A 14,282-nucleotide genomic window follows, 5' to 3' on the forward strand; every position below is an offset into this window, starting at 1 on the left:
CTGACTAGGGCTCCGACAGCAACGATTCGATCCGGGCGCGCAGGGCGGGGGCGTCGCCGGTCTTGAAGCCCTCGTGGACCTCCCTGATCTGGCCTTTGCGATCGATCAGATAGGAGGTGGGCATGCCCTTGACCTGGTAGAGCCTCGGACACTTTCCCTGGGGATCGGCCCCGATGGTGAAACCAACCGGATGCTTGTCCAGGAATCCGAGCGCATCCTGGCGCTCCTCGTCCAGATTGATGGCGATCACCTCGAATCCCCGCGCCTTGAGATCCCTGTGCATCTGGTCCAGGAAGGGAAAGGACTTGGCGCAGGGGACGCACCAGGAGGCCCAGAAATCCAGATAGACCACCTGACCCGCGCGCGCGGCCGGATCCACGATCCCACCACCCGCGAGGCTGTCCACCGGACAACCGGGAGCGGGCGAACCGACGCCGGCGGCCTGGATCGACGCGCACCCAAGGACGCCCCAGAGCAGGAGCGGAAGTTTGAAGTTCATCGGACACCCCATGTTGTGTGGCTGGTGAAGCGAATGGACGGACTCGCCGGTCGGATCCTCGGCAGACAGGACCATTTCGGAGCCCCCCGACGCCCGATTCTATTGGAGAATGAACGCCTGGAAACAGATATTTCACCGCCGGACGGCAAGCCTTTCCGCCTCCGATCCCGTCAACGCCTGATTCAGAGCGAGCGACACAGCATGAGCCACTACGACGTCTTCAATGGCGATGCCGACGGCATCTGCGCCCTGCGACAACTGCGGCTGGTCGAGCCGCTCGACAGTATTCTGGTGACCGGACCCAAGCGGGAGATCGACCTGCTCGCGCGCGTGCCCGAGGACGCCACGTCCGTGACCGTGCTCGACATCTCGCTCGACAAGAATCGCGCGCCACTGGAGCGTCTGCTGAACGCGGGCGCGCGGGTGCGCTACTTCGATCATCATTTTCCGGGAGAGATTCCGGTGCATCCGGGGCTCGACACCCATGTCGAGACCCTACCGGACAAGGGCACCAGCCTGCTGGTCGACGACTATCTGGGCGGACGCCAGCGCGCCTGGGCGGTGGTCGGCACCTTCGGCGACAACTTCGACCCCTCGGCGCGGCGGGCGGCCGAGCCATTGGGACTCGACGAGACCGCCATCGCCAGCCTGCGCGAGCTTGGGATCTACATCAATTACAACGGCTATGGCCCCACGATCGAGGATCTGCACTTCGCCCCGGACGACCTCTATCGCCGCCTCCTGCCCTACGCCGACCCACTCGCCTTCATCGCCGAGGATCCGGCCTTCGCCGCGCTCCGCGACGGCTACGCGGACGACATGGCCCGAACGCGCGCCCTGAGGCCCGAGTACGAGGATCCCGCCCATCGTCTCTTCATCCTCCCGGCCGAACCCTGGGCGCGACGCGCGAGCGGCGTCTACGCGAACGAGCTGGCCCAGGAGGCACCCGACCAAGCGCACGCCATCCTCACCCGCTTCGCGGAAGGCGGCTTTCTGGTCAGTGTGCGTGCCCCATTGACCCGCCCCGACGGCGCCGACGTACTCTGTCGCGCCTTCCCGACCGGCGGCGGACGCAAGGCGGCGGCCGGCATCAACGACCTGGCGGAAGACAGCTACGACGCCTTCCTGAACGCCTTCCGCGCGGCCTTTTGATCGTCACGCCTGGGTCAGGCCACTTTCCCAAGCCCCGCGAGCACCGCGCGACCGCCCGTCGAGCGGTCGCTGCAATGATCGGGGTTCTGGTTCCAAGGAAGGGACGCCGATCTGGGGGAACCGCGACTTCGTCATGGCCAATCCGCCTTTCAAGATCGAGGACGGACTCAAGGCTTTTGCTGATGGGCTCGGCCAACACCGTTGCCCACAGGCATCCACCCTCGGGCAGGGCTCGGTGCTTGGGGCGCAGCCGCCAGTCGGCGGGGTTCTTGAGGTCGTGGGCGCGTACCATCAGGTCCAGCAGGTCGGATTCGCGATCGGCGACATAGATCAGGCGCGTCCGCAGCCACTCGGCGGCCAGCTCCGCCACCCGCGCGCCTCCCTCGTCCCAGCGCACGCTCTCCTTGATCCCTGGGCGCGTGCCGTCAGGGCCTGATCAAGGATGCCTCGCCAGCCTCAATAACGCGTAAAGGCAAAATCGCCGACTTCGTTGCGGTACTCCTTGTGCCAATCGCCATCGATGAAAATCCAGGTTTCATCGACCTGGGTGGAGGTCGGCGGTCTGGAATAGCGGCCGCCGCGCGGCAAATTCAGAACCGGGATCTCATAGGTGAAGCGCACCGCCACCTGGGCGACATGACCCTCGACCCTGACCGACTCGATGGCGAACGCATGATGCTGGACGCGCCCGGACTGTCCGACGTAATCCTCCTGGCGCATGCGGCGGCGAAAATAGGGATCGAACAGCTTGTAGGCGCTGGCATGGTCGGCCTTCACCAAGGCGTTCCAGAAGGCGGAAACACGGGTTTCGAGAGCCGCCTTATTCTCGGGAGCGCCAGGGTCATTCAAGTCAGTCGGAGGCGGTGCCGAAGGGCTCGCCGGTAGTCCGTGAAGGTAGAGGTCGGCCACCCCCAGACCGTCGTCGCGATAGCGCGAGGCGAGTAGATGATAACGGCCATCGGAGGCGCGAAGCTGGCTGACGAAGGGGAAGAGCACATCCTCGAAGACGCCCGGCTCGTCCAGCGGCCGATCCTGCTCCAGCCAGGTGGCGCCCGAATCCGTCGAGACGTTGTAGTAGAGATCGCCGCGCAGATTCCGGTAATCGTTCCAGGCGATCACGACCTCTCCGTCCCGCCCGAGGGCCGTAGGCTGGGGCATCTGCTGGGGTTCGTTCCTCACCCCAGCCTACCACCGCTACAGCCCTCCTCTGGCAGGTCGCGGTCCGGAGGGGCGCGCGGCCATATAGCCGCTTTGCGCCTTTCCGCCGGATCCGCAGGGATTTACTCCAATGGCGATCCAAGATTAGCCATCTCCGCCTGCATCTCGGGCGTCAATTGCTTCACCAGTTCCGCGTTGTAGGCGTGGGAGGTGGTATCGGCAAGCACGGCATCGGTGGCGCCGAAGATCCGCGCGGCTCCGATGGCGTAACCTCGGGATTTCTCCGCCGGCGATCCATCCGCGACCGCCGGATCGACATCGGTGACCAGAATCGACAGGGTGTTATCACTGTTGCGGCGGATGTCGAAGGTGCGGAACTGCTGGGGGAAATCGCGAAGCGAGGACGTTTCGACCTCCCAGAAGCTATTTTGCGGCCCCTGTCCCGCGATCGATGGATCATAGGGTTGAGGGGTGACGACATTGACGTGACGATGCCCCGAGATCCATAAGATGAGATTGGGATACTGGTGGAGGATGGCGAGAAGGGAGGCATCGTCCACGATTGATGTGTTGGAGAATAAGGGATAGTTCCCGGAATTGGGATCCTGGGTTTGCTGTGGATGGATCGGGACATGGGCCGCGATGATCATGAGTTTGTTGTTGTCCTGACCCTCTTGAAGCTCGGCCTGGAGCCAGCCGAGCCGGGTTTGGTCAAGACAGGCGCGCGCATAGTTCGGCTGGCCCGCACCCTTGCAGGTGTCGTCGAGCGCAATCACCTTCAGCGGGAGCGTTGATTTCGGTTCGAAGCTATAAGAGGTGAAGTCATTCGTGAGGTTGCTCTGAGTGAATCCATGGCCGACCGGGTTGGATGTTGTATTGAAAAATTCACCCATCCAATTCAGGCTTGATGAATACTGAGTCGAGAGCGAGTGACGCATCCAGTCCGCAACGACCGTGGGAGGAGTGGTGAAAGTCTCTTGCAGCCCTACGCCAACAACGTCACCGTAGTAGGTCGATCCATCGACCACGCCCATATAGGCACCGGTTTGATCGATGCAACCCGCCGAGGCATCTGGACAGGGGTTCATATTGAGGACGGTGTTGCCAACGTGCGCCTGCTGGGTTTTTGCGTCCTCATAGGAGGAGCCCATCCAGAACTGATCGTGATTACCGATGACCTGAAACCAGGGAATCGACTTTTCGAGCCCGCCGGCCTTATAGGGTTTCTGATAGTCAATGCTGCGCGCGCCGGCATGCGCGCCGGAGCTGGGAATGACGACATTACCGTCAAGGACATCGATATACCATCTCAGTTCATTGTATTGGCTGTTGTTAACGGCATCCCCAAGCGCGATACCGAAGTCGAACGGTTTTTTATTATGCAGTGCGTTAATCGTCTGGACAGCGGCATCCAGGACTTGGGTGGTCGAGAGAATGACTGGTGAATAGGCCGAAGAGAGACCGGCCGAGCTTGGACCAAACACGGCGCTCCAACCGATGTAGATCGGCTGAGCCGGAGATTCCTTGTCGGCGATATGAATGTCGCTGATGGAGAAGAATGACAACAGTCGTGCCACATTGGGTGCGTCGCCGTACTCGGGTGCCAGCTCCGTGCGCTTGACATGGGGCAGGCCAACCCCTACCCGCCAAAGACTGTATCCGTAAGGCTCGTAGAGCGGCACGTCAGCCGGATTGATCGGCGGGGTATCCACCGACGAGAGTCCGACGGGGAGGACTTGCTGCTCGGCGGTCGTGAAGACCTCATTGGCGATTGGCCATTCCACGAGCGGCGGAGAGTGAGGGTGTCGCGGGTGATGTGGGGGATGCGGAAAACCCAGGCGATCGGGAAAACCATGTCGGAAACCATCGTCGCCCGGATCTGCGTAGGTGCTACCTGAGAGAAGGATAGAGCCCATTAAGGCGAGCTGTCTGACGCGGCGATGCGATAAGGAACCGATGTTCATCTCAATGTCCTTGTTGGTGCGAGCGATCTTCTGGCTTTCAGACGTGGTTGGAAGCCGATGATCGCCTCAGGCATCACGATTTGGCGCTTACCGCGCTGGGTGACGATTGAGGCGAAACATCCCTGGCTTGCTGGCAGGGTGGTGGGAGGAGACTAGCGGTTCAGACGGCCTATTTCTGCCAAGCACTGCGCATTTATCGGGGCTATCGGGGCGGATTTTCGGCTGGATCGAGGCGCGGCTGGGGTGGATGACCAACATCGTCCGACGCCGAAGCGATCGAAAAGGGTCTCGTTGCCGAGCGAGGTCGGATTCTTAGGCAGACACCGCGCCGTGAGCATGCGCTCGAAGGGGTCGTGTTGCTCGCCAGGCTGGAATCTGACGCAGCCCATCGTACCGGACTTGAAGCACGGCTTCGGTCAAGGGCTCGAAGTACCGCTCATCTACCCCACACCGGCCGAATATGCCGCCCAGCCGACGCCCCGAGGACATGGATAGGATGGAGCCTCGCCAGCCTCAATAACGCGTAAAGGCAAAATCACCGATCTCGTTGCGGTACTCCTTGTGCCAATCGCCATCGATGAAAATCCAGGTTTCATCGACCTGGGTGGAGGTCGGCGGTCTGGAATAGCGGCCGCCGCGCGGCAAATTCAGAACCGGGATCTCATAGGTGAAGCGCACCGCCACCTGGGCGACATACCCCTCGACCCGGACCGACTCGATGGCGAACGCATGATGCTTGACGCGCCCGGACTGTCCGACGTAATCCTCCTGGCGCATGCGGCGGCGAAAATAGGGATCGAACAGCTTGTAGGCGCTGGCATGGTCGGCCTTCACCAAGGCATTCCAGAAGGCGGAAACACGGGTTTCGAGAGCCGCCCTGTTCTCGGGAGAGCCAGGGTCATTCAAGTCAGTCGGAGACGGCGCCGAAGGACTCGCCGGCAGTCCGTGAAGGTAGAGGTCGGCCACCCCCAGGCCGTCGTCGCGATAGCGCGAGGCGAGCAGGTGGAAGCGCCCGCCGGAGGCGCGAAGCTGCCTGACGAAGGGGAAGAGTACGTCCTCGGAGACACCCGGCTCGTCCAACGGCCGATCCTGGTCCAGCCAGGTGGCGCCCGAATCCGTCGAGACGTTGTAGTAGAGATCGCCGCGCAGATTCCGGTAATCGTTCCAGGCGATCACGACCTCTCCGTCCCGCCCGAGCGCGACCTGGGGGAAATTGGCCTGGGTCGACTTGGAGGAATAGTGCCGAAAGGGCCGGATCGGCTCCCAACTGATCCCGCCGTCCGCCGAGCGGGTGAAGTAGACCTGGTTCTTGCGCGGCTGATCGGTCGCCCGCGCGCTACGGGCGCTGAAGACCAGATAGACCCGGTCGCCCTGCGCGGCCAGATCCATTGAGCCGATATCGTAGGCTTCGCTTCCAGGAAAGGCGTGGGTCTTCCACTGTCCGTCCTGTCGCACGGCCGATTCCAGACGGTACTGGTTCCCCTGGGTGGCGAACCAGACGACGAGCGGCTCCTCGCGGGCCTGGGTCGCGGAGATCAAGAGCACGCCGCCCGCCGGCGCGACCGGCTCCGCCGCCGTCCAGTCCAGCACCTCGTCGCCCTGGGCATGCACGATAAGGGTCTCGCCGTCCCGACGGGCATCCGCGAAGAGGTGCACACGACCACCCGCCATGGTCAAGGCCGGCCAGAAACCGCCGTCATATCCTGCGGTCAAGCGTCGCGTTTCGCCCCAGGTGAGCCCCCCATCCCTGGAACGACGACCGTAGAGATGATAATTCGGCGCCGGGGTCGCGTCGGATTCGGCCGAACCCGAATCGCCCGCGTCCGGGGCATCGCCAAGCCAGACCGCCGACACCTGGCCCTGCCCGTCTCCGCTCAGGCGGATCCGCGGGAGCGGTCGGGACGAACTGTCCAGCAAGAGCGCCTCCGACCAGACGCCATCGTCCCGAAGGGCACTCATCCTGATCGCCGGAGGCACGCCCTGCCCTCCTTCCAGCCAGGCGGAATAGACCTGTTCCCCGAACGCCTCCAGCACCAGCCCGGACGCCGGCCGCTGGGGCGTCGTCAAGGTCTGGATCCCGCCCTCGGCTTGACGCACCAGGAGCCGTCCTTCCTGGTCGGCGAAGGCCACATGGACCTGGCCGCTGTCCGTCGCGGCCAGCCTGGGTGTCTGTCTGGGATTGAAGCTATCCGGATTGACGCGCCAGGGTGACGCCTCGGCGAGAAGCGGCGGCGAGATCAACAATCCCGCCGCCAGGATCAGAACGGGAATCATCGGCCTAGAAGCTGCTCGTGCCAGGCGTTCCATTGTTACGCAGCCATACGCCATTGTTCACCGTGCCCGTGAAACTCCGGGAATTGTCGGGCGAGATCGTGGAGGTCGCGAAACCGTCGACGAGATTGAATTCCAGCTTGAGAACGACGGCCGAATCCTCGCTATGCCCGGAGGTGCCCGAGCGGATCTGCACATAGCCCCAACCGCCCTGGGTGGAGATCTGATTGACGACGGATTGCGGAAGGATTTCGGTCATGTCGACCGCGCCCGTGCAAACGATGTTTCTGGCGGAGGTCGGCAGCGGCGCCGGGGCGAATGGCTCGGCGCGCATCAGCGTATCCCGGTCGAACAGGCCCGCCATGGTTCCGGGCTTGTCCGGCGAGAGATAGATGCTGACGCTACAGGTTTCGCAGTCGCGCTGACTGGTGGCCGTGCCCGTCCCATCCGCGACTGGGGTGACGAAGAAGCGGGTCGTCCATTCGCTCGGCGGCATCAGGGTGACACCCGCGTTCCCCATGCCGATCCCGTTGTCCAACACCTCGCCCAAAAAGGCCGTCAGTCCGCCCTGATTACCGAGCAAGGCCCCTGGGGTCGCCGAATCCTGCGCTGGATTGAGCGCGCGATAGCCGAAAGCGGCGCCACCGGCGATTTCGAGCATGATCGCCTCGCCGTAGAGATCGGCGCCGGTTCCGCCCTCGCTGGTATTGTCGCCATCGTCGACGATCAGGAAGCCACGCGCGACACCCGAATTGGTGGTGCCGAACTGGGCGGCGCCATAGGGGGCGAGCGTCTCCGGATCGTTGAAGAGCGGACCGGCCCCTTCGCTGGCGAGAAAGACGCCCGAGGCATCGAAGGTCAACATATCGTTGGCGCGCCCCGAGGCGGCCACCTGCCTGACGCCCTCGTCGATGCAGGGCGAGGTCAGATCGGGCGACTTGGTGAAGTAGTTGAGATTCACGATCCCTTGCGGATCCTTGTTGACCACGGACACGATGGTGGCGACCGATGGACTTCGGGTCATGACCGGAAACAGCATGGCGTCCGCGCTTGCCGTTTGGCAGGCAAGGCCACCCATGACCGCCAGGCCCGTCGCGCCGAGCGAGCCGATCATCGTCGAGCGAAGACTGCGATCCAGTGTTCTCATTGGTAGTAACCACCCTGGAATTGAAGTCGATTGGGAACCGAAACAGCCCGTCACCCCGGATACCTGAAGGGGTCCATCAAGCATAGCAGGCCACTGCCTCCTAACCAGCGGGCGGACCGCTGAACATCCGGCTCATCGGAGGCCACGCCCACAAGGGCCGTAAATCGTTACGTCTGGTCCCGAATCAAGGCCAGCATCTCCTCGTAGCCAAGCCGTCCGCCATCGCCCGTCCCTTCGAGTAGACCGTCGGCGAGGTCGCGCTTGGCGGCGTGCAGAGCGAGGATTTTTTCCTCGATGGTGCCCTTGGTGACGAGCCGGTAGATGGTGACCGGGCGCTCCTGGCCAATGCGGTGGGCGCGGTCGCTGGCCTGATCCTCGACCGCCGGGTTCCACCAGGGATCCATGTGAATGACGTAATCGGCGGCGGTGAGATTGAGCCCGGACCCGCCAGCGCGCAGGCTGATGAGAAAGAGGTCGCCCTCCCCGGCCTGGAAGGCGGCGACGGCGCTCTTGCGCTTGGCCTCCGGGGTGGAGCCGTCGAGATACTGGTAGCGGATGCCCTTGGCCTCCAGATGGGCGCGGATGAGGCTCAGATGGTCGACGAACTGGCTGAAAACCAGCGCCTTGTGCCGGTTGTCGAGCAGTTCGTCGAGGATCTCGGCGAAGGCATCCAGCTTGGCGCTCGCCAGCTCGCTGTCGGGCATCACCAGTTTGGGATGGCAGCAGGCGCGACGCAGCCGCATGATCTCGGCCAGCAGTTGCATGCGCTTTTGGCCGGGGTTGCCATCGTCCTCCGCCAAGCGTTCCAGCGCCTGACGGCGCAGCGCCTCGTAGAGCGCGGCCTCGGCCGTGCCCAGTTCCAGTTGCAGGGTGATCTCGGTGCGTGGCGGCAGCTCGCTCAGCACCTCGCTCTTGAGACGACGCAGGATGAAGGGTCGCAGCAGTTGGCGCAGCCGCTGGCGCGCGCCCGAGTCGCGATGCTGTTCGATCGGGACGGCGAAGCGCTGGTTGAAGGACTCCAGCGAGCCGAGCAGTCCGGGGTTGATGAAGCGGAAGAGGTTCCACAGCTCGCCCAGATGGTTCTCGATCGGAGTGCCGGTGGTGATGAGACGAAAGCCCGCTTCGAGCTTCATGATCGCCTGGGAGCGCTTGGTCAGGGCGTTCTTGAACGCCTGCGCCTCGTCGGCCACGATGGTCGACCAGGCGACGCCGGCGAGCCGCTCGCCCTGGGTCTGCAAGAGTCCGTAGCTACAGACGATGAGATCGAAGGGACCAGCGGACTCCAGCATGCGGTCGCGGTCCCCCTCGCCGAAGCGCTTGGGGTTGAGGGTCGGCGCGAAACGGTTGGCCTCGGTGACCCAGTTGGAGCAGACCGACATGGGCGCGAGCACCAGGGTCGGCCCCTCGGGGGCGCGCGACAGGATGAGCGCGAGCGCCTGGACCGTCTTGCCGAGCCCCATGTCGTCGGCCAGACAGGCGCCCGCGCCCCAATGGGCCAGACGCGCCAGCCAGCGGTAGCCTTCGCTCTGATAATCGCGCAGTTCGGCTTGCAGGGTGGACGGCAGGACCGGCTCCAGTTCGCGGATCTCGGCCAGGCGCTTGAGGGTGTCGCGCCAGTGCGCGGAGCGCTTGACCTCCATGCCCTCCAGATTCTCGTCGATGAGCCCGGCGGCCAGGGGATGGAAGTGTCCCCGATCGGTCAGTCCGCGCAGATTCTCCAGCCGTCGGCGCAGCGCCTCGCTCAGCACCAGGAACTCGCGCTCGCCCAGTCGCATGAAGCGACCCGGATGCTCCGCGATCAGGGCCAGCAGTTGCTGCATGTCGAGCACCCGACCGTCGTCCAGGGTCAGTCCGCCATCCAGCCCGAACCAGTCGCGCTGCTTGGTCACGCTGACGCTCATGCGCCCAACGCCGACCTCGGAGGTGAGCCCGATCCGCTTGCCCTCGGGCCATTGCAGGACGACGTCCTCCCCGAGGGCGTGCAATTGCTCCAGGGCGGTCAGGGCGGTCTCCGTCTCCAGCAGCGACCAGCTCCAGCCGGCGTGACCCGCCAGGGCTGGACAGGCCTCGACCAAAGCGCTCACGCGCCGGCGTTCCCCGGCCAGGTCGCGGGTGGTCTGGACCGCGCGTCCCTCGACCTCGGCGAACAGGGTCGCCATGCCCTGCCCCGGTTGCAGACGCGGACCCTTGGCCCCGAGCGGCTGCATGAAGAGTTCCAGGGTTAGGCCATCCTCGACGGGATTCAGATGCAGATAGGGGCGCGCGTCGGCCTCGACCGTCTCGGCCAGATGCTCGGTCCCGCCGATGGCCGAATGCACCGTCAGCAGCGGCGCGACCGCGGCGATCCCTTCCAGCACCCGATCCTTGCCGCCGGGCGGAACCTTGAGTCCGTCCGGCCCGAGGATGGTCGCGATCCGCCGATGCGCGGCCTCGAACCGAATCAGGCGCAGACGCTGCGGCCCGTCCTCGACGATCAGCAAACTGGTTCCCTCGGGCGGAAAGGGCGTGAGACGCACCAGGATGTCGCCCTTGCGCTGTAGCACCTCCAGCGCCGGACCCGCCGGAACCAGTTCGATCGGGGCGTCCATGAGGCCGGCGCGATACAGCCGCGGATGCCCGACGGCGGCGAGCAGGGCGTGGTCCGAATCCAGACTGTAGTAGACCCGCTCATAGCCGCCGTACCAGCCGCGCTCGTGCTCCTGGGTCACGCAGGCGAGGATGCGCCGATCCTCCTCGATCAGATAATCGAACTCCTCGCGCGCCTCCGTGAGTCGCTGCAGGGACACCGCCCGACCCTGTGTCCAGCCGCCCCGCTTGGTGCGTTTCTGCTCGCGCGGCTCCAGACTGGCTTGACCGGCGTAGAGATTGATCACCCAGCACATGCGGCGATCCGGCCCCGTCTCCTCCGGGGCCGCGCCCGCCGGCGTGTCCGCGCCGCTCACCCCGAGTCCCTTCAGGGCGTCCAGGGCGATCTCCCAGGCCGATTTGGGCGCGAGCAGCCCGGCGAGGACCGGCATGGTCTCGGGCCGCGGCGCCAGGGCGTCCCCGGCGCGGGTTCGACCCCAGGCGACCAGCAGATCGTCGCTCTCCCAGGCATACCAGAGCACGCCGGACTGGATGGCCAACTGGCGCTGAGCCGCCAACGCGTCGAGACTCCTGGAGTGCGGACGCTCTCCCAGCCAATGCAGGGCTAGACACTGAAACAGGAAATCGAAGGGGTGATCCACAACCGCGCGCTGGATCCAGACCGACTCCCCAAGCCGCATGGCGCCGGACAGCATGGCGGACAGATCGGCGAGCATTCGGAAGCTGGACGCGAAGGGATCCGTGACCGTGGCGCGCAAGGCGATCTGAGCCTGGCCGCGCACCCGCTCCAGATCGCCCGCCGCGCCTCGGCGCAGTAAGAGGAGCAGATGCAGAAGGCCCGGCAGACCGGCGACATGGAGATTGCGCTTGCGGGTCTCGCGCCGCAGGGTCGTCAGGTTGAGTTCGAAGACCCCGAGGGCCTCCTCGAATCGCCCCTGGACGAAATGCAGCCAACCGATCAGCGGCAGGGCCGAGGTGCTGACCCGTTCGGCCAGCAGGGCTGCCGCCTGGTCGGCGCGCCCGCGCAGCAGGTACTGCTCGGCGAGCGCCAGGGCCAACTCGGGATGCTCATCCATCAAGGGCGTCAGGGCGCGCGAGGCATAGGCGTCCAACCCTGGGATCGAGCTCAGGCGGTAGCTGGCCTCGGTCAACTTGGGCGCCAGCGCGAGAATGCGCAGGCGTGGCGGGAGCCTGTCGAGCCAGTCCGGATCGAGCGGCGAGGTACAGACGGTGGCCAGACCCTCGACCGCCGCGTAGCCGATGGGCAGCAGGGGACTGTTCGGAAGCAGGCCGAGCAACCGCAGAACCTCGGCCTCCTGGCCAGCATAGAGGGCATTGCGCAGCCGTCGCGTCTGGCGTTGCGGGCTGACGGTCTCCCAGCTATTGCGCGCCCGCGAACCGAACGCCGCCTCCGCCGCCGTGACGATCACCGCGAAGGTGCCATCGCTCACCGTCTCGCGGGTCAGGATCTCGACCAGTTCGGGGGCGCAGAGCAGTCCCTTGTTCACCGGCGCCAGCAGACCCTGGGTCAGCAGGCGCTCGCGCAACGGCCCCACCATCCGCTCGGCCAGTGGCCGGCCCGCGCTGTCGCGCCACTTCAATTGTCTGAGAATGGCCTGGAGCGTCGTCTGATTGACGGGCTCGTAGACGACCGAAAGGACTTGCAGGATACGGCGCTCGTCGTCACCGAGCGCCCGATAGGCTTCGATTGGATGGCTCATGAGGGCGAGAGGATTTCAGGTGGGCCTAAACAAGCTGTTCCAGACCTAGCCGGATGGCCTTCTGTTCATGGCTCGCTCAGGCCCCCCGATGACGGATGAAGTATTCCAATAGAGCGCGTGTCGATGGATCATGATCCGCCATCACCTCGCCTGCCTGGATCTCGTCCAGGATGACATTGGCAAGCTGCTTGCCAAGCTCCACACCCCATTGGTCGAATGAATTGATGCCCCAGATGACGCCCTGGGTGAAGATGCGATGCTCATAGAGCGCGATCAGGGCGCCCAGGGTGCGGGGCGTCAGCCTCTCCATCAGGAGGCTGTTGGTCGGACGATTGCCGGGGAAGGTTCGGTGATGGGCCAGGAACCGCGCCCGCTCGGCGCTCATGCCGGTCGCGCGCATCTCGACCAGGGCTTCCTCGTAGGTCCGCCCGCGCATCAGCGCCTCGGTCTGGGCGAAGAAGTTGGCCATGAACTTGGGGTGATGGTCGCCCAGCTCGTTGTGGCTGTGAATGGCCCCGATGAAATCCGCCGGGATCATCTGGGTGCCCTGGTGGATGAGCTGATAGAAGGCGTGCTGACCATCGGTGCCGGGCTCGCCCCAGACCACCGGGCCGGTGCTGTAGTCGACCGCGACGCCCTCGCGGGTCACGCCCTTGCCGTTGCTCTCCATGTCGCCCTGTTGCAGATAGGCGGCCAGGAAGCGCAGGGATTGATCGTAAGGGAGCACGGCATGGGTGCGCGCCCCGGCGAAGTTGGCGTACCAGACGCCGATCAGGCCCAGGAGCGCCGGCATGTTGTCCTTCACATCCGCCGTGCGGAAGTGCTCGTCCATCGCGTGCGCGCCTTCCAGCAGTTCGACGAAGCGGTCGAAGCCGACGGCCAGCGCGATCGGCAGCCCGATCGCCGACCAGAGCGAATAGCGCCCGCCGACCCAGTCCCAGAAGCCGAACATATTGGCGGTGTCGATACCGAAGGCCGCGACCTTCTCGGCATTGGTGGAGACGGCGACGAAGTGCCTGGCCACCGCCGCCGAGTCACCGAGCGCGGCCAGCAGCCAGTCGCGCGCGCTGGTCGCGTTGGTCATGGTCTCCTGGGTGGTGAAGGTCTTGGAGGCGACGATGAAGAGCGTGGTCTCGGCGTCCAGACGTTGCACGGTCTCGACCAGATGGGTGCCGTCGACGTTGGAGACGAAATGGACCCGGAGATGCTCGCTCTGATAGGGCGCGAGCGCGGCGCAGACCATCTTGGGTCCGAGATTCGAGCCACCGATACCGATATTGACCACGTCGGTGATGCGCTTGCCGGTATAGCCGCGCCATTCGCCCGAGCGCAGGCGACCGACGAAGGATTCCATGCGCGTCAGCACGCCATTGACCAGCGGCATGACGTCCTCGCCGTCGACCAGGATCGGCCGGTTGGAGCGGTTGCGCAGCGCCACATGCAGCACGGCGCGCTGCTCGGTGTTGTTGATGGGCTCGCCACTGAACATGCGTCGGGTCCAACCCTTGAGATCGACCGCCTCGGCCAAGTCGAGGAGCCGCGCAAGCGTCTCCTGGGAGAGGATGTTCTTCGAATAATCCAGACGCAGGCCGGCGACCTCCAGGCTCATAGCCTGGACGCGACCGGGATCGGCCGCGAAGAGGTCGCCTATCCGCGCGTCCTTCATCTCATCATCCCAATGCTGCCTTAGCGCCTGCCATTGATGGGTCTGAGTCACGAGCGACATGATGATTGAGTCTCCTTATGGGCGGGATGGGGGCGCATTGGATCACAGTTAGCCGGCT

9 protein-coding genes are annotated in these 14,282 nt (G+C 64.8%); 2 read left to right on the plus strand and 7 right to left on the minus strand.

Annotation, left to right across the window (positions count from 1 at the left end; all coding sequences use genetic code 11):
* Positions 1 to 4: 4 nt before the first annotated feature.
* The gene (locus CKO27_RS01700; RefSeq protein ID WP_200373127.1) at positions 5 to 499 is read right to left on the minus strand and encodes a TlpA family protein disulfide reductase; all 495 of its coding nucleotides are present in this window, start codon (positions 497 to 499) and stop codon (positions 5 to 7) included.
* 201 nt (positions 500 to 700) lie between these two features.
* Between CKO27_RS01700 and CKO27_RS01705 the strand changes: the two genes are divergently transcribed.
* Positions 701 to 1,651 (plus strand): acetyltransferase, encoded by a 951-nt coding sequence (locus CKO27_RS01705; RefSeq protein WP_200373128.1) that lies wholly within the window; start codon positions 701 to 703, stop codon positions 1,649 to 1,651.
* Between the two features lie 133 nt (positions 1,652 to 1,784).
* Positions 1,785 to 2,087, plus strand: a complete 303-nt coding sequence (locus CKO27_RS25235) for a hypothetical protein (protein ID WP_207280551.1) — start codon at positions 1,785 to 1,787, stop codon at positions 2,085 to 2,087.
* 20 nt (positions 2,088 to 2,107) lie between these two features.
* On the opposite strand, the gene CKO27_RS01710 is transcribed toward CKO27_RS25235, so the two are convergent.
* From CKO27_RS01710 to pgi, 6 genes are all read right to left on the minus strand, one after another.
* A complete protein-coding gene (locus CKO27_RS01710) occupies positions 2,108 to 2,809 on the minus strand; it encodes a hypothetical protein (RefSeq protein ID WP_200373129.1) in 702 nt (233 codons plus the stop codon).
* Between the two features lie 122 nt (positions 2,810 to 2,931).
* The gene (locus CKO27_RS01715) at positions 2,932 to 4,773 is read right to left on the minus strand and encodes a TIGR03768 family metallophosphoesterase (protein WP_200373130.1); all 1,842 of its coding nucleotides are present in this window, start codon (positions 4,771 to 4,773) and stop codon (positions 2,932 to 2,934) included.
* A gap of 513 nt (positions 4,774 to 5,286) precedes the next feature.
* Positions 5,287 to 7,047 carry a sialidase family protein gene (locus CKO27_RS01720; RefSeq protein ID WP_200373131.1) on the minus strand — a complete coding sequence of 587 codons (1,761 nt, stop codon included), beginning with the start codon at positions 7,045 to 7,047 and terminating at the stop codon, positions 5,287 to 5,289.
* Between the two features lie 4 nt (positions 7,048 to 7,051).
* On the minus strand, positions 7,052 to 8,191 hold the full coding sequence (locus tag CKO27_RS01725) for a hypothetical protein (RefSeq protein ID WP_200373132.1): 1,140 nt from the start codon (positions 8,189 to 8,191) through the stop codon (positions 7,052 to 7,054).
* Positions 8,192 to 8,358: 167 nt separating this feature from the next.
* On the minus strand, positions 8,359 to 12,498 hold the full coding sequence (locus CKO27_RS01730) for a DEAD/DEAH box helicase (protein ID WP_200373133.1): 4,140 nt from the start codon (positions 12,496 to 12,498) through the stop codon (positions 8,359 to 8,361).
* A 76-nt stretch (positions 12,499 to 12,574) separates the two neighbouring features.
* Positions 12,575 to 14,224: a glucose-6-phosphate isomerase gene (pgi, locus tag CKO27_RS01735; RefSeq protein ID WP_200373134.1), complete on the minus strand. Its 1,650-nt coding sequence runs from the start codon at positions 14,222 to 14,224 to the stop codon at positions 12,575 to 12,577.
* Positions 14,225 to 14,282: the final 58 nt, after the last annotated feature.

The sequence above is a fragment of the Thiocystis violacea genome, from assembly GCF_016583575.1.
GTDB classification, from domain to species: domain Bacteria; phylum Pseudomonadota; class Gammaproteobacteria; order Chromatiales; family Chromatiaceae; genus Thiocystis; species Thiocystis violacea.